The organism is Wolbachia endosymbiont (group A) of Acrocera orbiculus (assembly GCF_947250015.1).
GTDB lineage: Bacteria > Pseudomonadota > Alphaproteobacteria > Rickettsiales > Anaplasmataceae > Wolbachia > Wolbachia pipientis.
On the sequence record NZ_OX366272.1, the window covers coordinates 290,694 to 311,745 of the forward strand.

General features: G+C 34.9%; 15 protein-coding genes, 1 tRNA gene and 3 pseudogenes. 14 read left to right on the forward strand and 5 right to left on the reverse strand.

Features of this window, described 5'->3' with window-relative positions; translation table 11 throughout:
- Window positions 1-194 precede the first annotated feature (194 nt).
- The 9 genes and pseudogenes from OOL03_RS01480 (at window position 195) to wmk (OOL03_RS01520) (ending at window position 10,273) form a co-directional block, all read left to right on the forward strand.
- The gene (locus tag OOL03_RS01480) at window positions 195-2,501 is read left to right on the forward strand and encodes an AAA family ATPase (protein WP_264707473.1); all 2,307 of its coding nucleotides are present in this window, start codon (window positions 195-197) and stop codon (window positions 2,499-2,501) included.
- Window positions 2,502-2,559: 58 nt separating this feature from the next.
- Complete coding sequence (locus OOL03_RS01485) at window positions 2,560-3,570, forward strand: hypothetical protein (protein WP_007548702.1); 1,011 nt, start codon at window positions 2,560-2,562, stop codon at window positions 3,568-3,570.
- A gap of 58 nt (window positions 3,571-3,628) precedes the next feature.
- Window positions 3,629-4,525: a class I fructose-bisphosphate aldolase gene (locus tag OOL03_RS01490; protein WP_151807527.1), complete on the forward strand. Its 897-nt coding sequence runs from the start codon at window positions 3,629-3,631 to the stop codon at window positions 4,523-4,525.
- A gap of 5 nt (window positions 4,526-4,530) precedes the next feature.
- Window positions 4,531-4,602, forward strand: a tRNA-Cys gene (locus OOL03_RS01495).
- Window positions 4,603-4,732: 130 nt separating this feature from the next.
- Window positions 4,733-5,824: a quinone-dependent dihydroorotate dehydrogenase gene (locus OOL03_RS01500; protein ID WP_264707474.1), complete on the forward strand. Its 1,092-nt coding sequence runs from the start codon at window positions 4,733-4,735 to the stop codon at window positions 5,822-5,824.
- A gap of 422 nt (window positions 5,825-6,246) precedes the next feature.
- Window positions 6,247-8,076, forward strand: a complete 1,830-nt coding sequence (ltrA, locus tag OOL03_RS01505) for a group II intron reverse transcriptase/maturase (RefSeq protein ID WP_264707475.1) — start codon at window positions 6,247-6,249, stop codon at window positions 8,074-8,076.
- A 23-nt stretch (window positions 8,077-8,099) separates the two neighbouring features.
- Window positions 8,100-8,312, forward strand: a pseudogene (locus OOL03_RS01510) (hypothetical protein); the annotation flags it as partial.
- A gap of 75 nt (window positions 8,313-8,387) precedes the next feature.
- On the forward strand, window positions 8,388-9,308 hold the full coding sequence (gene wmk, locus OOL03_RS01515) for a WO male-killing family protein Wmk (RefSeq protein ID WP_264707476.1): 921 nt from the start codon (window positions 8,388-8,390) through the stop codon (window positions 9,306-9,308).
- Between the two features lie 32 nt (window positions 9,309-9,340).
- Window positions 9,341-10,273: a WO male-killing family protein Wmk gene (wmk, locus tag OOL03_RS01520; protein WP_406721303.1), complete on the forward strand. Its 933-nt coding sequence runs from the start codon at window positions 9,341-9,343 to the stop codon at window positions 10,271-10,273.
- 306 nt (window positions 10,274-10,579) lie between these two features.
- Here wmk (OOL03_RS01520) and OOL03_RS01525 read toward each other — a convergent pair whose 3' ends face one another.
- Complete coding sequence (locus tag OOL03_RS01525; protein WP_264707477.1) at window positions 10,580-11,509, reverse strand: patatin-like phospholipase family protein; 930 nt, start codon at window positions 11,507-11,509, stop codon at window positions 10,580-10,582.
- Between OOL03_RS01525 and OOL03_RS01530 the strand changes: the two are divergent.
- Window positions 11,508-12,029 (forward strand): annotated as a pseudogene (locus tag OOL03_RS01530) (phospholipase D family nuclease). The gene OOL03_RS01525 and the pseudogene OOL03_RS01530 overlap by 2 nt on opposite strands.
- On the opposite strand, the gene OOL03_RS01535 reads toward OOL03_RS01530, so the two are convergent.
- Both OOL03_RS01535 and OOL03_RS01540 read right to left on the reverse strand, forming a co-directional pair.
- Window positions 12,030-12,251: a hypothetical protein gene (locus OOL03_RS01535; protein WP_143688910.1), complete on the reverse strand. Its 222-nt coding sequence runs from the start codon at window positions 12,249-12,251 to the stop codon at window positions 12,030-12,032.
- Between the two features lie 246 nt (window positions 12,252-12,497).
- Window positions 12,498-13,357, reverse strand: a protein-coding gene (locus OOL03_RS01540) for an IS630 family transposase (RefSeq protein ID WP_264707019.1) whose coding sequence is annotated in 2 segments (ribosomal slippage) — window positions 12,498-13,033 and window positions 13,033-13,357 — 861 coding nt in all. Because the reading frame shifts where the segments join, the coding sequence is not laid out codon by codon here.
- Between the two features lie 209 nt (window positions 13,358-13,566).
- Here OOL03_RS01540 and secD point away from each other — a divergent pair.
- Complete coding sequence (gene secD / locus OOL03_RS01545; protein WP_065095131.1) at window positions 13,567-15,075, forward strand: protein translocase subunit SecD; 1,509 nt, start codon at window positions 13,567-13,569, stop codon at window positions 15,073-15,075.
- On the opposite strand, the gene OOL03_RS01550 is transcribed toward secD, so the two are convergent.
- Window positions 15,072-15,857: an enoyl-ACP reductase FabI gene (locus tag OOL03_RS01550; RefSeq protein ID WP_006280349.1), complete on the reverse strand. Its 786-nt coding sequence runs from the start codon at window positions 15,855-15,857 to the stop codon at window positions 15,072-15,074. The genes secD and OOL03_RS01550 overlap by 4 nt on opposite strands.
- 233 nt (window positions 15,858-16,090) lie before the next feature.
- Between OOL03_RS01550 and OOL03_RS01555 the strand changes: the two genes are divergently transcribed.
- From OOL03_RS01555 to OOL03_RS07120, 3 genes and pseudogenes are all read left to right on the forward strand, one after another.
- Window positions 16,091-16,906, forward strand: coding sequence for a hypothetical protein (locus tag OOL03_RS01555; protein WP_264705573.1), 816 nt, complete (start codon window positions 16,091-16,093; stop codon window positions 16,904-16,906).
- Between the two features lie 62 nt (window positions 16,907-16,968).
- On the forward strand, window positions 16,969-18,141 hold the full coding sequence (locus OOL03_RS01560; protein ID WP_264707659.1) for a porin: 1,173 nt from the start codon (window positions 16,969-16,971) through the stop codon (window positions 18,139-18,141).
- 170 nt (window positions 18,142-18,311) lie between these two features.
- Window positions 18,312-19,398 (forward strand): annotated as a pseudogene (locus OOL03_RS07120) (IS3 family transposase).
- A gap of 48 nt (window positions 19,399-19,446) precedes the next feature.
- Here the strand turns inward: OOL03_RS07120 and OOL03_RS01580 are convergent.
- Window positions 19,447-20,850 (reverse strand): NAD(P)H-dependent flavin oxidoreductase, encoded by a 1,404-nt coding sequence (locus tag OOL03_RS01580; RefSeq protein WP_264707478.1) that lies wholly within the window; start codon window positions 20,848-20,850, stop codon window positions 19,447-19,449.
- Window positions 20,851-21,052 lie beyond the last annotated feature (202 nt).

The following is a 21,052-nucleotide window of genomic DNA, read 5'->3' on the forward strand; positions in this document are numbered from 1 at the left end:
ACCTACAATTTGATAAGCGTAAAACTCGTCATTCCGCTACTCATTAGCGGAATCTATGCTGAGATATTGCGGTGCTATGACGTAGATCCAGAGTGGGATTCAAATTGGCTACAGCGAACTGCTGGATTTCAATTTTTTTAATAATTGTGTGCTATTCATTATATATGAGTTCCCACTTTTAAAGAGAATAGGAGATGATTTCCAAAAACTTAGAGGCAAGTTTGAATAGAGCACTATTCATTGCTTCTAATTTTAATCTTAAATATGCGAAAGTAGAACATTTATTGCTGGCGTTAACTAAAGACGTGGATGTAAATTACGTTTTATCAAGATGTAATATCAGAGCCGATGAAATCATCAGTATGGATAACATTCTATCAAGATGCAATATTAAGGCTAATGATTATAATAATAATATAAAAGGGTTTTTACAAAGCAGTTCTGAATTGATTATCAGTGGAGTTAAACCTAGCTCAATGTTTCAATGCATAATACACAGAGCAATAATACGGGCTCATAGCTTGGGGAAAAAAGAAATAAATGGAGCAAGTGTTCTAGTAGAAATTTTGTCTGGGCAAGATTTATACGTTGAAGATCTATTGCAGAAACAAAGTGCGAAAGATTCCAATTTGATTTACCACATATCTAACATGAAATACTCTAACGATATAGATGAATACACCACTAATCATAAAGTAAAACTTGATAAAAATAATGATGCTCCTACTACAGTAAATAAAGGTGAGCTACTAAAAGATGAGGAAATTCTACAAAGTTATTGTAAAAATTTAAATGACTATGCAAGAAGCAAAAAAATAGATTATGTTATTGGTCGTGATTATGAATTAAATCGCACTATAGAAATATTATTGAGGCGTAGAAAAAACAACCCTTTATATGTTGGAGATCCAGGTGTTGGCAAAACCACAATAGTTGAGGGTTTGGTACTCAAAATCATTGAAAACAGTGTTCCAAGTGCGCTCAGGTCCAGTATAATTTATGCTTTGGATTTAGGGTCACTCCTTGCAGGGACACGCTATAGAGGTGATTTTGAAGAGAGAATAAAATCTATAATAAAAGCGATTGAGGCAAAACCAGGTGCTATCCTTTTTATTGACGAAATACACACTATCATTGGAGCAGGTTCTACAAGTGGTAGCTTTCTTGATGCAGGTAACCTACTCAAACCTGCGCTTGCAAGAGGTACACTGCGTTGTATAGGTGCAACCACATATAGAGAATACAGCGCTAGTTTTGAAAAAGATAAAGCACTAGCGAGAAGGTTTCAAAAAATTAATGTTAAAGAATCTTCTGTTAATGAAACGATAAAGATACTGGATGGTATAAAGCACTACTATGAAGGGTATCATGGAGTATATTATACAAAGAATGCCATTAGGTCTGCGGCTGAACTTTCGCATAAGTATATTACTGGGCGAATATTACCTGATAAAGCGGTTGATGTTATTGATGAGGCAGGGGCATATTGTAAATTGCTAAGAAACAGGGGTAAAATTGTAAATAGTAGAGATATTAAGAATACCATTACTAGAATTACAAATGTGCCTTGCGGATCTGAATCTGATGATTTGCAGAAAGTAAAGTCTTTAAAAGCTAATCTAGAGAAGGTGATTTTTGGCCAAGAGCAGGCAATAGAATCTCTTGTTAATTCTATTAAAATTGCTAAATCTGGGTTGAGAAATTACAATAAGCCTTTAGCAAATTATCTTTTTGCAGGGCCAACCGGTGTTGGTAAAACCGAGCTAGCAAAACAATTAGCAGAAAGCATGGGCATGAATCTTATACGCTTTGATATGTCCGAATATATTGAGTCTCATACGATATCAAGGATGATTGGTTCTCCTCCTGGATATGTAGGTTATGATCAGGGTGGATTACTCACAGAGTCTGTATCTAACAATCAATATAGTGTTGTGTTGCTTGATGAAATTGAAAAGGCCCATAGCGATATCTATAATATATTGCTACAAATTATGGATTATGGTTGTGTTACAGACACTTACGGACGTAAAGTTGACTTTTCCAATATAATCTTAATTATGACAACTAATGCAGGAGCAGCTGAACGCAGCAAAAGTTTTGTTGGCTTTGGGCATAAAAAATTTAACACTGGTGATAGTGAAAAAGCGATAGAACAGGTTTTTAGCCCTGAATTTCGTAATCGTCTTGATGCGATTATTTCTTTTTCTGACTTAAATGCGGATATAATTCTGCATATTGTAGATAAATTTATTCAGGAACTGAAAAAGCAGCTGACGCAAAAAGGCATAAACTGCTTGGTAGAAGATGAAGTGAAATCTTATCTTGCACAAACAGGTTATAGTAAGGAAATGGGAGCACGTCCGATAGAGAGACTTATTGAAAAAGAGATAAAAAGTTACTTAGCGGAAGAAATACTGAATCGTAAATTAATAAAAGGAAAGAAATTAAGAATCTATATGAATAAAGTAGAAAATAAAATTGCTTTTGATATAGTTTGAAATTCTTGTTTTTTTATTACACTGATAGTATACTTATTTTAAGAATAATGAGGCTATAGTGGCAAGTTTAACTAGAAATCAGTATTACAGTAATCGCGATTTACAGAATTTATTTTCAAGACTAGAAATAAAAGCAGAAGAAGTAATAAGCCAGGAGTTTGACGATATACTCAAGTTAGTTGAACGGAGCTTTAGAAAGCTTTCATTAAAGTGCCACCCTGACAAAGAAAAAGATGAAGAGAAGAAAAAGATAGCTACAGAAAAGTTTCAAAAACTTAGTGCAGATAAAAAAGAGCTAGAGAAGCATCTCAACGCTTTAAAAGAAGGAAAAACTCCTAGTCAATATGAAAGGCTATCAAGTGAAGAAGAACGGAGGAGGCAAACAAAAATTTATGGAATATTATCACGTAGAAGCAAAGCTATAAATAGAGCACTTTTATTTTTTATATTAGCAAATGCGGTGTTTACTCCATCGCTGAAAGTTGAGTATTGCTTATCGCAACTTGCTAATAGTGGCACGGTGCAAAGCATCGCTTATCAATTTTATGCATTTAGCATAGGGATTTGGCCGTTGTTATTTATTATATCCTTTTGTGGTATTATTTATGCAGCAAGTAAACAAAAAGGTTCACAAGAGGAAAATCTGGATAGATTAAATCGAAGATACAATCTACTTATTGCTGCTGATAATTATGTGATATGTATCGCAGCAACATTTGCTATATGTGGTCTAGTGTCAGAGGTAGCACAAAATGGCTGGCCTGCTCAATATGGAACAATGCTGATGATTAATTTAGCATTGGATTTATTACTTATTGCTTTACTTAGAACTTTTACAAAGGCATCTGAACTATATAGTGAACATTGCATTCAGCGCTTATATGAAGAAGATGCAGAATTTAGCTATAAAGAAAAATTTGCATGGTATGACTACAAGCTAGTGCTTATGCCACTTGTTCTTCCTATTGTCAAAATGTATTTTAGAGATTTAATCCAAAAAAAGCCACAACAGCACACCACCAATCCTAACGTTACATCTTTAGGTACACCTGCAGGACAAGAACCATAAAAAGATCTTTGCTTCAACTGTGGTTTTTGCTATACTTTAAATGAACTTCATAGCGTTAATGAGTAAAGAAATAAGACAAATCTTAAACCACTACGAAAGTGAAAACCCCGGGGTAAAAGCAAATCTTACTCGTATTCTCATGCATGGAAAGCTTGGCGGCACTGGCAAATTAGTAATTCTCCCTGTAGACCAAGGGTTTGAACACGGGCCAATAAAAAGTTTTGAAGTTAACCCTGATGCTTATGACCCACATTATCATTTTCAGCTTGCAGTTGATTCGGGAGTAAGTGCATATGCTGCTCCACTTGGTATGATTGAAGCTGGTGCTTCAACTTATGCTGGAATGCTCCCACTTATTTTGAAACTTAATAGTTCCAACTCCTTACATTCGAAGAATCTGACTTCTGATCAAGCAATAACCTCTTCTGTGAAAGATGCACTGCGTTTGGGCTGCTTGGCTGTTGGATTTACTATATATCCTGGTTCTGCTAAGTGTTTCGATATGATGGAAGAAGCCCGTGAAATCGTAGCTGAAGCCAAATCTTATGGGCTTGCAGTAGTGTTATGGTCTTATCCACGCGGTGAAGGAATTTCCAAAGAAGGTGAAACAGCGGTTGATGTTATTGCCTATGCTGCACACATGGCAGCTTTGCTTGGCGCTAATATAATAAAAGTAAAACTTCCAACTAAATATTTGGAAAGGGAGAAAATAGAAACAGAAAATATTGAATCATTACCTAAAAGAATTGAATATGTTAAAAGATCTTGTTTTGCAGGAAAAAGAATAGTAGTTTTTTCTGGTGGCGAGTCGAAATCAGTGAATGACATATGCAATGAAGCGAAAGAAATTAAGCAGGGTGGTGGTAATGGTTCAATCATTGGACGTAACACTTTCCAACGCAAAAGGGAGGAAGCTTTATCTATGCTAAAAGATATAATGGATATCTACACATAAAAAACGGCTGGGTGGCAGAATGGCTTATGCAGAGGACTGCAAATCCTTTTATACCGGTTCAATTCCGGTCCCGGCCTCTTTCATTTTCTATATCTTGTAAAAGTTGCTCAATTCAACAGTAGCTTTAAGTGTGTAACCTATAGAGAAAATTATTCATAAGTAAAATCAATTTCTTTTCAAGTTATGGTTATACTCTTATAGCGTTTCATGGTAAAAAATAAACTAAAAATAAGCAAAGTGTTTTACAAAATGATATTACGTGATTTATTGTTTTTACTACCGCCCGAGGTTGCTCACTCTTTGGCAATTATGGCATTAAAGGAAATGCCTTATAGAAAACCTATAGAGCTACCAGAATCTTTGAGTGTGAATTTTTTTGGTAATAAGCTCAGAAGCCCCGTGGGTCTGGCTGCAGGTTTTGACAAGAATGCAGAAGTTATAAGGCCTATGCTTTCATTTGGTTTTGGATTTATTGAAACTGGTACTGTAACTCGTAATCCACAATATGGAAACAAAAAACCAAGAATTTTTCGGTTAATTAAAGATCAAGGGGTAATTAACAGATTGGGATTTAACAATAAAGGAATAGACTACTTTCTTAAACAAATAGATAAAACCAAGCTTGATGACTGCATTTTTGGCATCAACATAGGAAAAAACAGTACATCAAAGGACCAAATCAGCGATTATGTTGACTTAATAAAGATAGTATATGGAAAAAGCAATTATATAGTGCTGAACATCTCATCCCCAAACACGCCTAATTTACGCAATCTGCACAATAAGCAAGAATTATCGGAATTGTTGAAATCCGTAACTCTAACCCGGAAATCAATTGATAATTCTAAATCCATACCAATAATATTAAAAATCTCACCAGATATAGATCAGCAAACGAAAGAAAATATCGCTGAGCTTGCGTTGGAATATAAGATTGACGGATTAACAGTGAGCAACACTACGATCAGTCGGAATAACTTACATTCCCACCACAACGAGAGTGGTGGGTTGAGTGGCAAACCGCTGTTTAAACTTTCAACCGAGTTATTGAGCGATATGTACAAACTTACTAAGGGCAAAATATTGTTGGTAGGATGCGGAGGAATCTCAAGTGGTGCTGATGCATATAAAAAAATAAAGGCAGGAGCTTCTTTGGTGCAGTTGTACACTGCTCTCATATACCACGGACCTCAAGTTGTAAACAAAATTAATCTAGAACTTGCAGAACTAATAAGGAGAGATGGATTTAGTAACATTAGTGAGGTGGTGGGTGTGCGATCCGATGTCATGAAATCATGATGGTTAAATTCCATCCACCATAACATCTGGTTGAAATCATAGTTCACATTTTAGGAAATTGGCAATTTTCTAGGGTGCAAGCATGAACTAAAAGGGAGTAATATTAAACCTTATAATAAATCCTCTCGAGAAGAGTTAGATATGGTTACGAAAGAAATTTATGTTTGAATTGTCGTCATTGCAAATATGCGAAAAAAAAGGTTGATACGCATAAACCAAAAGGTACAGAGAATGGATGATTAAAATGCTCACGTTTAATCAAGATGTTTCCGATCTCTCGGCAAAAAGTAAGAACCTAAATCCAACACGAAATGGTTTCATGGAACGGAGTAACCACATGGAAGCTCTTGTTAATCTTTATAAGAGTAACAAGCAGGTAGCCAACCGCAAGTCTCTGTGTGGAGGGATTGTTTAAGAAGCTAATGCCTAGGGTAATGTCTAGGATATGCAGACGTGGACACTGTAATTTGGAAGGTAAAGTTGTAAATAGTAGTGAATATGTTATGAGCCAACAAAATGTTAGGTATGAATGGAATGAAATTCCTTGGCGCAAGCTAGAGAAATTTTCGTTTAAGCTACAAAAACGAATTTACCGAGCTTCACAATGTGATGATATCAAAAAGATGCACAATCTTCAGAGATTATTACTCAAATCAACAAGTGCAAGAACGATAGCAGTTAGAAGGGTAACTCAGGACAACAGAGGGAAAAAAACTGCAGGTATTGATGGAAAAGCTAACCTTAGTCAAAAAGAAAGATTGCAATTGGCAAACTCCTTAGATATAAGGGAGAAAGCAAAGCCATCAAGACGCATTTGGATTTCAAAACCTGGAAAGAATGAGAAACGCCCATTGGGGATACCCACTATATCGTGTCGAGCAAAACAAACACTTGTAAAAATGGCTTTAGAACCTGAGTGGGAGGCAAAATTTGAGCCAAACACTTATGGTTTTAGACCTGGTAGATCATGTCATGACGCCATTGAAGCAATATTTCAAGCGTTGAGTCGAAAGACAGCATTCATCTTAGATGCTGATATATCTGGGTGCTTTGACAATATTAACCATAATAAACTACTTGAAAAGCTCAATACCACACCAACGTTAAAGAAAATATTAAGAGGATGGTTGAAAGCAGGTGTTATGGAAAATAGAATATATAAACCAACTGAAAGTGGTACTATCCAAGGAGGAACAATTTCTCCATTGCTCGCCTGTATCGCTCTAAATGGTTTAGAAAGCTATTTAAAAGAAACAATGGCAGATCAGATAAGAAGCTATAGAAAAGAAAAACTTGGTAGATCATGTAGAGAAAAGGCAAAAAGATCACTCAGCATAATTACTTATGCCGATGACTTTGTGGTATTTCATGAAAGTAAGCAAATTGTGCTTAAGGCAGAGATTTTAATTAAGGAATGGTTAAAAACCATTGGATTAGAATTAAAGTCATCAAAGACAAAAATTTCTCATTCATTGAATCCTCTAAAGGAAAAAAAACCAGGCTTTGATTTTCTTGGATTTACAATACGACAGCATACAGTAAAACAAGGTAAGAAAACATACAAGTTACTAATAAAACCGAGCCGCAACTCTATAAAACGATATACATTAACCGCTAAGTACAAACTTAAAGAAATGTGTGGAGCACCACAAGAAGCTATTATAAAAAACCTAAATCCACTTATTAGAGGATGGTGTCAATATTATACTTCAGTGATTTCAAGGAAAGTCTTCGAGTTACTAGATAGCGTTATGTTTAGAAAACTATGGAAATGGGCAGTACGTAAACATACAAATAAAGGCAAATACTGGATAAAGAGGAAATACTTTAAAAGGTATAAGAATGATAATTGGAGGTTTATGACAAGTAATGGAAAATATCTTATCAAACATGGAGACCATGCTATTAAGCGGCATATCAAAGTGAGAGGAGCAAAATCTCCATATGATGGAGACTGGATATATTGGAGCAGTCGTAGAGTACCAGATAAGTCACTAAGAGTGATAAAATTACTGAAGATGCAACAGGGTAAATGTAATTATTGTCAGCTATATTTTAGGTCAGAGGACATAATTGAAGTGCATCATCAAGACAAAAATAGGAACAATAATACCATAGGAAATTTGTCTTTATTGCACGGGCATTGCCATGATTATTTACATAGGAGTGTGTATGACAAACACCAAGTTAGAGAGAAGCCGGATGTGGTGAACGTCACAAGTCCGGTTTCGAAGTCGAGTGGGGAGAGGTGACTTTCCTCACTTAGATAACAGCAGACAAGGAACTTTGGGCTGAATTACAACAAAGAGGGGAAGAAATTGGAAAAAATTGCCTTTTCGGGGGAGTAAAACTTAAAGAAGCAGTAGAGAAAGGTAGTTTCACTAGATGTGGCATATGGAGTGAAAAGCAGAAGGAAGTAAGTGAAAAATTGTTTTCATGGGCAGACAAAGTACGTGAAAATAGTAAAGAAACTTGTAGGGCACTTTAATGCATCAATTTAAAGGTTCCAGAGTCTGGCTATTATATCTGGAGCCTTTGAGCTATAATAGAAAATATTATATGTATGGTTCTTTGCGTGGAAAAAATTCTAGACTATGAAGTAGGGGAAAAAGTGAAAAGTTGGAGGTTAGAGAGGGGGTATACTCAGAAAGATTTAGCTGAGAAAATTGGTGTAAAGTATTGGGTGATACTGCAATATGAGAAAGGGAATCGTAGAGTTCCAATTGAAAGGTTATATGCTATAGCTGAGGCACTATCAATCAGTATTACGGATCTTATTCCTGTATCAAAAAGCTGTCTTGAAAATGAGGGAGAAGAAATATTAAATCTAGTAAGAGAATATAAAAAGATTAACGATCATGAGTTACGTAGGATGTTTTGTTTATTAACCAAATTTGTTCAAGTTAGTGAGAAAAATAGTAAAAAAACGGAGAGAATAAAAATTGCAAAAGGTCTGGTTAAAGCAGGAGTTTCTGTTGATACTGTTTCAAAAACAATTGGTCTGTCTGCTGATGAATGTGTTGAAGAAAAAACGGGTTCTATCTACTACCAAATAGGAAAAAAGATAAAAGAATGTAGGCTAGTGAGAGAGTATACTCAAAAAGATTTAGCAGAGAAAATGAGTACAACACGTCACGAAATAAGCAACTATGAACAAGGAAGGACTGCTGTTCCACTTGATAAATTATATGAAATGGCAGAAGCGTTATCGATTAATATTACAGATCTACTAATAGAGAAAGATGAAGGTAGTACAGTGGAAAATGAGCTGCTTGATTTGATTAAAGAATACAAAGAAATTGAGAGCCAAGAACTACGTAATGCACTAATAAAATCTCTGTTTGAGGGAATACGTATTTGTGAGGAGAAAGTGAGAGAGATAGAAAGGATTAAAGTTGCAAAGGATCTAGTAAAAGGGGGAATTTCTATTGATATTATTTTGCAAGCGGTAGGTTTACCTGTTGATATAGTTTTAGATGGGTAGCTCATGAAAAAATTATAACAATAAAGTTTTAAATGGAGGTGTATGTGTGTGTTTCTGCAAGCAATGTTAGCTATGGAATAGGGCAAAGAGTAGAAAATAGTAGGTTAATACAAGAGTATAATCAAGTAGAACTAGCAAGTAAAATCGGTTTAACATATCAAGAGGTGAACAGCTATGAAAGTGGCTATAGCGCTATTCCTGTTGAAGTATTATATATAATAGCAAAAGCATTATCAGCTACTGTTACAGATCTGCTACCTGAATCAGTAGTAGTAAGAGAGTATAAAGATGAAGACGAAGAAATACTCTATCTAACAAAAATATATGAGAATCAAAAGTTAGGTAAAATAGTACCTTCATTAGTCAGGTTTGTTCACATTAGCGAGAAAGTCAATCAAGAGGAAGCAAGATTAGAGGTAGCAAAAAATCTAGTTAAAGAAGGAGTTTCTACTGATATTATTTCCCAAGCAACCGGCTTATCTACTTACGAATATAATGATACAAGAAAAGAAGTCTGCACTGACTCTATATATTACAGAATAGGACAAAGAATAAGAGAATGGAGGTTGGTGAGGAGATATACTCAAAAAAATTTGGCAGATAAAGTTAGTTTAACATTCAAGGAAATACACGAATATGAAAAAGGATACGCTGCCATATCATTTGATAAACTATATGAAATAGCAGGGAAATTATCAGTGAATATTAAAGTTCTGCTACCTAAAACCAGAGAAAATAAAGAAGAAAATAAGCTATTGAGTTTAATAAACGAGTATAGAGAACAAGAATCATTAGATGCGTTAGTCAAATCTCTATCTGAAGATATGAAAGATAGTAAAGAAAAAGTTAAAAAAATGGAAAAGATCAAAGTTGCGAAAAATCTAGTGAAGGCGGGTGTTTCTACTGATGTTATTTTGCGAGCAAGTGGTCTAACTGCTGATGAGTTGGGTGATTGTGAAAATTGAATTGTGTTAAAGACGGTTGGGAGTGTTAAATAATATATTAAGATATAAGTAAAGATAGTTATATACTTAATATAAATAAAGGTTGCAAATAATCTACTTATGTTGGATGTTTCTACTGATGCTATTTCTAAAATAACAGATTTATCTATTGAGGAGCTTGAAAATTATGCTTTCAAAACTTAGCCTGAATTAAAAACAGCAGTAGGTTACTGATTCACAAATAATATACTAAGATATAAGTAGAAATAGTTATATATTTAATATGTCTATTCTGAACCCTTGTTTAGCTCTGCAGAATTTGACGTATCAAGATGCAACATCACAGAATTTCTCTATCACTTTCTGATTGTCCTCTACCATTGCCTTTGCCTCTTGCTGAAGAGATTTGATATTTTTTGATGTAATATTATCCATGTCAGGTGATGCTACTTTTAATTGCGATTGTATTCGTATATATTTATCAGCTATAACTTGATCAAGTTGGTAGTTTACTGCATCTAAACTTGAGGCAAACATTACGTTCAACAGAGGTTTTATCCAGCCTATCTTTCCAAATTTCCTCGAGTTAGAATACTTTATACTTCTATCTGTTCTGCCAGTACCTATTGATAACAGTAGAATATCATCATTTGGAAACAATTTCTTACCACTTGCATATGCACAAGCAGCTGGATTATTAGCAAAAACCCCTCCATCCACTAGTACCATTTCCTTTCGGTTGATTTTAAGATATTTAGGTGCAAAGTAAGTAGGTGCTGCAGTTGCTGCTCTTAATACATCCCTTAATTTAATAAAATTCTTATCCTCTTTCCAGCTTTTGAAGAAAAATGGGCAGTTATTGTGAATATCGTAACTCGTAATCAACACATTACTTAAAGTGTTTTTAAAGACATCATCGCCAAAATATTTATGAAGTACATACTCAATATTTTTATGTGGGTATTGTGTACAGTTAAACCAAGATAATATTGATCGCCTAAAAAATGAAGATTTAAAAATATATGACCCGTATTCTTGGTAAAATTCAACTAAATCATTGGCTGAGTATTGGGGATTTTCTTGTTCATCTTTCCTGCATAACCCTGCTACAACAATCCCACCGGTTGAAGTACCAGCCATAAGATCAAAAATCTGGTAAATAGGTTTTCTTGCTCTTTTTTCTATTTCTGCTAGAATGATGGCTGGTATGATGCCCTTTATGCCTCCGCCGTCAACTGAAAGGATGTATTTTTTCATGATTAGATATTTATTAATTCTGTTAACTTGCTCACTTTTATCAGGTTGTGTTTCTTGTCCAAGTACTACTGTATGTTTCACTCCTGGGGAAAATTGCACCAATCTAATAATTGATTCCGTAGAGCATGCTAAAGGGTCTGTGTTGGTTCAAGCATACCAATTTACCTCAAAGCCTATTGCTGAGTCCTTGATTCAAGCCAAAAAACGAGGTGTAGAAGTTAAGATAATTCTTGATAAATCGCAAATTCATTCAAAATATAGTGTCATCAATGAGTTATTCGAGCAAGGTATTAAGATTTATGTTGATTTCAAACCAGCAATCGCTCACAATAAAGTCATGATTATTGATAATCAAAAAATCATAACTGGGTCTTTCAATTTTTCTGATGCCGCACAGAAAAAAAACGCTTAGAATCTACTAATTATAACAGGAGATCCTCCATTAGTCGAGCAATACATCAAAAACTGGAAGGATCGTCAATTTCAATCTGATGCTTACACACCAAAAGTAGAAGAATAATTACTTGTACTTCAAATTAGCTTTGAATTCATCTAATTCCTCAGAAAGATTCTTTACCCGTTCTTCCAGACGATATACCGTAACGGCCAATCCATTGTTCTGCTCTATAAATTTATCATGCATGTGTACCCGTAAGTCTAGCTTGGCGAGCCACCAAATTGTTGCTATGGTCTGTATTACCATCGTTATTATTACTGTGATTGGGATTTTTTGTTTTTGCATGCTTTTCCTGATTGTATAATAAAAGACTTTCAATTATTTCTTTTTTGGTAGTGTTCATAAGCGTCAAGTTAATTGCAAGCGGCATAAGAAAGAAAATGGAAAAAAACTATTTTAGACATTGAGTAATAAGGTTAGTAATTTATGGATCAATCTAAAAAAATTATCTTAAACTTGACATGTATAAATATTTCCTATTGTTTCCCAGTTACGAAATATTATAGCATTTCTCATAATAGTCCAAACAGGTCATAGGAAGGCAGAATCAACAGCACGAAGAAAGGATTCGAATAGAGGAATGTTTTTCCTGGCTCTGTTTTTTATAGCAAACCAATGATGCTCAATTTTGTTGAAATCTGGAGAATAAGGCGGCAGATACAAAATTTCTGCACCAACCCCTTTAGCAAGCTCGATAATCTTATCAGACTTATGAAAAGTAGCATTGTCAAGAATGACAGTCTGTCCAGGTTCCAAGATCGGTGTCAAAAATTGCTCAAACCATCCATTAAAAACATCCATATTACAGTGGCCTTCAAAGGTTAACGGAACAACTATCTTTCTTCCACTTAAGGCTGCAACCATACTGATTCGTTGAGTTTTCTTTCCAGATTTTAAGGCATAAAACCGCCGTCCTTTCTGGCAATATCCGTAGGGGTAGTCTTCGGTGTTATCAATGCCAGACTCATCTATATACACTAAGTTTTTAGGTTCTTTTGTCGCTATAATTTTCAAAAATTCAGCACGTTTTTCTTCGTTTCTTTCCTTGTATCCATATGTCTTTTTTTGCGCGTAAATCCAATTTTTTTAAGGGCTCGATAGATCGTTTGGATACTAACGTTGTTCCAAAGTTTAGCCATTTCCGATAGAGTCTTTCCTCCGTGTTCTCTGGCAAATTTGGCAAAGGTATCCCAGTCGGTAATTTTGTGATTGTAACCCCCATTTCCAAGTTTTTTTGATTGAAAGTCTCCTGTTTCTTTTCTTCTTTGCTGCCACTCCCATAAAGTAGTTCGTCCAATCTTAAATCTTGCTGCCACTGTTTCTCTGCTTTCTCCTTCGTCTAGCGCTTCCATTGCTTTTTTTCTTAAATCATAACTATATGCTGCTGGCATTCAACCTCCTTATCATCATCTATCCTTATCCTATCACATCCGGACTTTTATCGAAAGAGCTATAACTATTGCATTCCTGCACAATTTATTCTCATGATAAAAACGTCTTAACTTTCTCTCTACTTTTTCTGGGTAAGGTCAAATAGAGAATTTTACAAAAATCTATTTTTAACTTACAATCAATTATTACAATTTTAAACCTACAACTTATGTACAACAGACTTATAGTCAAATCTTTTTCAGTATTATGCATCTGTTTATTTGCTTTATACATAACACTGCCAAATTTCTTTGATAATAAGCTTTTTATTTCGAAAAAAAGAATAAACTTAGGCCTTGACCTGAAAGGAGGGGCATCTTTGCTTTTAAACATAGACTTAGACTTCTATTTTAAGGAAAAGCTAAGCATGCTAGCTAACGAAATAAAAGAGACATTGCTAACAAAAAATATTGAATCTAACGTACAAAATAGCGTTATAACTTTAAATAATATTGATGATTATAAAAAAGCATCTGTGTTGATTAATGCGATAAATCCAAATTTAGAGCTAAATAGAAAAGATTCTTCGATTCTCATTTCGTATAAACCCCATTATAAAAATTCTTTGATCAGTGAAGTAGCTGCAGAATCAATAAACAATGTCCAGCGCCGTTTGGACAAACTTGGCACAAAGGAAGTCAGCGTTCAAAAACAAGGGCAGAATAAAATATTAGTGCAGGTGCCTGGAGTAGAAGATACCAAGCAGATAAAATCTCTGCTTGGCAAAACTGCTAAGCTAGCTTTTCATTTGGCAAACACTAACATAGCCAAGGTGCAGGATATAGACCATGAAACCACTGTCATGCTCAAGGATTCTTTAGGTAATTCTTATCCAATATTCCGCAAAACTGAAATAGGTGGTGATTCGCTGGTTAACGCATCAGTTAGATTTGGTCACTTAGGTAAACCAACAGTGCATTTTAAATTTGACAGCATAGCGAGTAAAAGATTCGCAAAAATCACTAAAGAAAATGTGGGAAAACCTTTTGCAATTGTTCTGGATAACACAGTCTTAACAGTACCTACAATACGTGAGCCAATTTTAAATGGAGAGGGAGAAATTAGCGGTAATTTCACTGAAAAACAAGCAAGCGAACTTGCAATACTTTTAAAATCTGGAGCACTGCCAGCACCACTTAAAATAATTGAAGAAAAAAACATTGGCCCAAGTCTTGGAGAAGAATCAATAAAGGCAGGGGAAATGGCAGCAACAATCTCTATTATAGCCGTGGCTTTATTTATAATCATCACTTACGGCAAATTAGGTGTATTGGCCTCTGTTGCACTTTTTTCTAATGTAGTTCTTATATTATCAATTCTCACTCTGCTTGAAGCAACTCTAACTTTACCTGGAATTGCCGGTATTGCACTTACTGTTGGTATGGCGGTGGATGCAAATGTTTTAATATTTGAGCGAATTCGTGAGGAAATCAAATCTGGCAAGAGAGTGGAACGTGCTATTGAAGAAGGGTTTAAAAACGCTATAAAGACAATACTGGATTCAAATATCACTACATTAATTGCTGCAGGAATAATGTTCATTATTGGCAGTGGAGCAATAAGAGGCTTTTCTGTCACTCTATCAATAGGAATTTTATGTTCGATGTTTTCTGCAATCACAGTCACAAAACTCCTGATAGAGTTGTGTATGAACCCGAAGGAACTAGTGCTTTGTTAGTCAACTACCTTCATTCCCACAACGTTATATCCTGAATCAACGTGCAAAATTTCTCCAGTAGTGCCACTACTTAAGTCGCTTAATAAGTATAACGCTGCCTTGCCAACATCCTCTATTGTAACATTGCGTCTGAGCGGAGAATTATTTCTATTCCATTCTGATATGGAGTGAAAATCGCTTATTCCAGAAGATGCTAAAGTTCTGATTGGACCAGCGGAAATTGCATTTACTCTGATATTTTGTGGCCCGAGATCACATGCTATATATTTTACACTTGCTTCAAGTGCCGCTTTACATAAACCCATAACGTTATAATTTGGCATAACTTTTTCAGCGCCATAATAAGATAAAGTAAGTAAACTACCACCATTTGACATCATTTTTTCAGCCCTTTGCGCTAAAGCAGTAAAAGAATAGCACGATATATGCATTGCATTGAGGAAGTTATCCAGTGAAGTATTGACATATTTACCATCTAACTCATTTTTATCGGAGAATGCTATTGCATGCACCAAAAAGTCAAGAGTACCCCATTTTTTCTCTATTATTTCGAAAGCGTTATCTATGATTTTTTCATTTGAAACGTCGCAGTGTAATATTAGCTCCACATTTAGTTCATCTGCTATTGGTGATAGTTTTTCTTTTATTATTTCATTCTGGTAGGTGATTGCAAGTTCTGCTCCGTGCTCTGAGAGAGTTTTTGCTATACCGTATGCTATTGATCTCTTATTTATTATTCCGGTTATTAATCCCTTTTTGCCTTGTAATAGACTTGTCGTCATAGAACTATCTGTTTTTTTATAATTTGGAATATTAACTAGGTAAAGTCAAGATATCACTATGTTTTAAAATATTTTTTGCAGTAACTTGAAGTCTATAAACAGTAATCTTGATTCTTCTACAACAAAGCCATCCCGTATGACATTTTGTCTATACCTAATTAAGCATATCAATAAGTAAGTAAATCTTAATATAATCTTATTATACTTATAAATACGCTGTATAGAATGAAAGTATGGATGATTTCATAACTGCAAGAAGAAAAGATGATGCTGTGGTATCTGTTTGTCAGGATAATAAGAAAAAAAACGTGTTAATTTTAGGGCTCAATCAAGTTGCAAGGGATTTGTTAAAATATGAAGAGGAGAATTTGCTTAATAAGCCATTAATTAATATCTTAAGCACAAGAGCAGCTGACAACGTGAAGAATTATTTAGAGTATACCGAAAATGGGCACGATTTACTTGATATATTACCTAAAGTGATAGATTTTTCCTTAACTGATGCTAAAGGAGAAGATATCAGGACAAAAGTAAAAGTTTTCCGCACTGCACAATTTGCCAGTAATAAAATAAATTATGAGCTATTAATACGTGATATCAGTTTGTCCCATAAACTAGGAATCTTTAGAGATAAATATCTAATGGGTAAAAAATATAAAAACCATGACTTATTCGATATACCGGGCAATGAGTCCACTATTCTAGAGTTATACGTTATATTAAATTTTGCCTTTCAACATCAAATTAATGCAGCTATAGGAGTGATTGGCTTAAATAGTAGCTGTAGTGAGACAAATAATGCACTGAAAGTTATCATAGAACATTTTTATAAAAATTGCCGTAGTGATGATTTTCTAGGGTATATTGATGAGAATAAAGTGCTTTTTGTTTTGATTAACTGCGATGTAAAAAGTATATCTAAAATAATTAATCGTATACATTCTGCCATTAATAAGCAGTTATTAAAGCGAAAATTACCAAGTGTATCAATAATTTATGGGAATATAGCTCAAAAACAGGCAGCAAAATCTACCAGCGGTGCCTTCTGAAAAGTTGTTTTTTATTTATATTGAGTTTAAACTTAAATTTTTATAAAGGTTTAAGTTTATTTATGAAGTTAAAGTACTACCTGGTAGCACTGCTTTCATCATTGTTTTTGCAGAATAGTGCTAGCTCTAAAACAATTTTGGATAAGGAAATATTTTATGCAGAACTAGACGGAAAAATAGATTTGAGATTCGGCTACGCCTTCAACAGAGATTCTTTCAATGCTAAGCCTAAGGATAAAACTTCAAGTTATTCATACTTGCGCTTTCTTTATTTACAGCAAGTTTATCCAAATACTCAAATGGGGGTTAATGTTAAGGCAGGGGTTTCTGGTATTGCAAACCTAAAAGCGTTAGACATAGAAAAGTTAGACATGGAGGAATGGTATTTTATCATAAAAAACCAGGAACTTGGATCAATTGAATATGGTAAAAGAAGTTTAGTTGGTCAGAGCATGTTAATTAACACTTCAAAAATTTATGCAGCTGCTGGAGGAGTAAATGGTCATTGGACAAACTATGCAAATTTGCGCGGTGATCATAAAAAAGATGGTGACCCTGGATATGATCAAGACAAGGTGTTCTGGGTCAAGCCCAATATTTATAGCGATTATAATGAACTCGAACTAGGGTTAAAACAATCATCAATTAACTACATCTCCCCTGAAATCTATAACTTTCAACTCGGATTCAGTTATGTTCCAGGAAAAAATAACTTACAGTACAGCAATTTAATTGCTGCTGGCCTTTCCTATAAAAACAGCTTGTCAGATGATATAGGTTTTACTACTGCCTTAACTGGTGAATTTGCAAGAGAAAATTTAACTGATTGCTCAGATGGGACTTCTAAAAATTATGAATGCCGCAATCAATTACTACACTGGAATTTTGGTTTGAAGCTAAAATTGTTCGATCTTGATTGCATTTTTTCGTATGGTAATGGTGGTAAATCTGGTGAGAAGCGTAATCCTGAAACAAATAATACGTATTATATGAATGCAGGTATCGCTTACCGTTCTGATTCTTACAAATCGAGCTTAACATATTTTAGTAGTGGTAGGGATATTGCAGGCGAAGGTACAAACGAGTTAACATCATATGCTTTAAGTCTTAAAAATTCTCTTTTTTTAGGTACTTCATACTATTTCGATATTGTAAAGTTTAGTACAAAAGAGCCTAAAATAGAAAATAACAACTCTGGTTATGTGTTCTTGGCTGGACTGAAATTAAGTTTTTAATATTGCCTCCTTCCAACACTCTTTTCTGTCATCCAAGGTAACCGTTCACAGATTTCCACTTAATTTTTCAATCTCACTCATGGAGAGGCCAGTAAACTGACCTTACCCAGAAAAAGTGGAGAGAAAGAAAAGAGTTTTTTTGGGTAAAATAAAATTTTGGAGGATTAGAAATGGTAAGAGAATATACGGCAGAATTCAAATTGGAAGCTGTTAAACTGGCAAATGAACAAAGAAAGGCAGGTCAAACAATTACAAAAATAGCAAGAGATTTAGGAATAAAGGGTGGTTTATTAGGAAAATGGATAAAGAAACACAACGAAAAAAAGTCGGCAGCAGATGCATTTCCAGGTAGAGGTAACATGGCTCCTTACGACAAAGAGAGGTTTGATTTACAAAGCAAGAGTAACAAGGGAAAGAGACATTTAAAAAAAAGCCCTGGCCAGTCAAAAAGAGTAAAATATTTTTTTATATAGTAACTGCTATAAAGTACAGGAATTATGTAGGATTTTCTGCTAGTGGCTACTATAAGTGGACCACAAGAAAAATAAGCAGTAGAGAATCAGCAAATAAAGAGCTACTCGAAGCTATTCAAAAAATATATCAAGTTTCTAAATGTAGATATGGAGCTCCTAAAATTCATGCTGAATTGAAGGCTTTGGGTAAAAGTTGCAATTTGAAAACGGTGCAAAGTATTATGCAGAAAAATGACATCAGGGCTATACTGAAAAGAAAGTTTAAAATTAAAAAACAACAAACAGATAATAGAGCTGTAGCTCCCAATATACTAGATCAAAACTTTATTGTTGATCAACCAAATAAAGTATGGGATTACTTACATCAAAACCAAGGAGGGATGGCTATATTTGGCAGCAATAATTCTCACGTATGGTAGTTAATGAGTAGTGCAATAAATAAACAATTGGTTATGAACTCTTTATTAATGGCCATTAATAGGCGTAAACCTGTTAAAAATCTACTGCTGCACAGTGACCAAGGTTCACAATATACTGCGCAAGGGTATCAATATCTCTTAGCTGTAAAGAATATAGATGAGTAATAAAGGCTGTTGTTACGACAATTCTGTTGTGGAAAGCTTCTTCAGTTCTCTAAAAAGGGAGTTACCAATAGACACCTCTCGGCACTCTGAACAGCATATCAAAACTGCTATATTTGAATATATAGAAATTTTTTATAACAAACAACGTCACTATTAACTATTGCATTCCAGAACAATTTGATGCATCATTCTTTTTGTAAAAAACATTCCACACTTTCTCTCCACTTTTTCTGGGTAAGGTCACTGACTCAATACCCAGTCAATATCCTTTCCACCAGTTCTTTTACTGCCGGTACGTAGCCATTCTCATAAAATGGATCTTGCTTAAATTTGTACACATTGTGCCCGGAAAACATGAGTTCGTTCTCAATATCACCACCCTGTATAATGTTTTGCAGTGTTTTTTGTATGCAAAAAATACGCGGATCTGGCTTTCGTCCTGTTGAATGGTCACCATGATCTTTCCAATTGCTAAACAAACAATGACTTAAGCATCCCATACAATTGATTTGATCTTGTCTTATCTCTGCAAACCTGCCTGGCGTCACAAAAATAACAGTTGTATCTGGAGTTTTCATTGCTTCTGTATACCCTGCTTTAGTCCATGTATTTGCCAGTTCTTTGTCTTTTGCAGTAAGGTAGATCTTTCTACCTCTGCTACCCATTGCAAATTCATTATTAAATTCTTCGCTAGCATTTTCTGAAAACTTTATTTGACGTGAATTCCGTTCCTGCAACTCACGCATGAAGTTATTTTTTACTGCAGATGAGTAAAACCCTGTTGGACTGAATTTATTTAAAAATACATCACCTTCTTCTAAAGTGAGTAGCTTCTTTTTCCACTCTGCAGAAATTGGGCTTTCTTTCGTCAAAAGTGGACGAGTGCCAAACTGAAAAGCTATTGGTCCAATTTGCAGATTGTCAAGCCAATGTTCCCAATCTTTCAAATGCCACACTCCTCCTGCCATAACAATTGGTGTTTCTGAAAGACCGATCTCGTTCATGAAAGATCTAAGCTCTGCAACTCTTTCAAATGGAGCCTGTGGTAGCTCTGGGTCTTCACTGTTACTTAGTCCATTGTGCCCTCCAGCAAGCCATGGATCTTCATACACTACTCCACCAAGCAAATAGGAAGATATTCTTTGGTAAGCACGCTTCCATAATGCTTTAAAAGCACGCACCGATGAGATAATAGGGTAATAATAAACCTGATATTTAGCTGCAATTTCTCCAAGCCTATAAGGCATACCAGCACCGCAGGTAATACCATGAATCAAACCTTTCGCTCCTTCTAATATGCCATGAAGCACGCGTTCTGCTGCTCCCATCTCCCAAAGTACATTCATGTGTATTCTTCCATGACCTTTTGATATTTCATTTGCTATTCTTGCCTGACTAATTCCAGCTTCAATACTATACTCAATCAATTCACTATGCTTTTCATTTCTTGTTTTGCCTTTATAAATTAGTGGCACTAACTCGCCATTATCATCAATAAGCTTAGCATTTGCACCAGAAAATGTACCCACAGCATCTGCTGCAGCAAATGCTCCGCTTGATCTTCCATCACTAACTGCAATGCCTTTGCCGCCCTCGATGATTGGCCACACTTCCTTTCCTGAAATTACTATCTTTTTTATCTTATTTTTCAAAACTTCCTCGCAATCTTTCACTCTATTTTACTTAATTACTAAAAAAATGATAGCTGTTTATTTTTTCTTGTATCATTAAAGCTTCTATAGCTACTCATGCTGTTGTAGTTTGAGAGCAGTTCCCATCGGAAGGGTGTCATTCCAGTGCTTGACACTGGAATGGCTTTGTTGCATCGCTCTTCGGATAGTAGGTAACGTACAA

Bases quoted from the DNA above. Each gene is read 5' to 3' on its own strand.
- OOL03_RS01490 (WP_151807527.1), top strand. From the start codon at position 3,629: ATGAGTAAAGAAATAAGACAAATCTTAAACCACTACGAAAGTGAAAAC.
- ltrA (WP_264707475.1), top strand. From the start codon at position 6,247: ATGCCTAGGGTAATGTCTAGGATATGCAGACGTGGACACTGTAATTTG.
- OOL03_RS01500 (WP_264707474.1), top strand. From the start codon at position 4,733: ATGGTAAAAAATAAACTAAAAATAAGCAAAGTGTTTTACAAAATGATA.
- secD (WP_065095131.1), top strand. From the start codon at position 13,567: ATGTACAACAGACTTATAGTCAAATCTTTTTCAGTATTATGCATCTGT.
- OOL03_RS01525 (WP_264707477.1), bottom strand. From the start codon at position 11,509: ATGAAAAAATACATCCTTTCAGTTGACGGCGGAGGCATAAAGGGCATC.
- OOL03_RS01560 (WP_264707659.1), top strand. From the start codon at position 16,969: ATGAAGTTAAAGTACTACCTGGTAGCACTGCTTTCATCATTGTTTTTG.
- OOL03_RS01550 (WP_006280349.1), bottom strand. From the start codon at position 15,857: ATGACGACAAGTCTATTACAAGGCAAAAAGGGATTAATAACCGGAATA.
- OOL03_RS01535 (WP_143688910.1), bottom strand. From the start codon at position 12,251: ATGCAAAAACAAAAAATCCCAATCACAGTAATAATAACGATGGTAATA.
- OOL03_RS01480 (WP_264707473.1), top strand. From the start codon at position 195: ATGATTTCCAAAAACTTAGAGGCAAGTTTGAATAGAGCACTATTCATT.
- wmk (WP_264707476.1), top strand. From the start codon at position 8,388: ATGGTTCTTTGCGTGGAAAAAATTCTAGACTATGAAGTAGGGGAAAAA.
- OOL03_RS01555 (WP_264705573.1), top strand. From the start codon at position 16,091: ATGGATGATTTCATAACTGCAAGAAGAAAAGATGATGCTGTGGTATCT.
- wmk (WP_406721303.1), top strand. From the start codon at position 9,341: ATGGAGGTGTATGTGTGTGTTTCTGCAAGCAATGTTAGCTATGGAATA.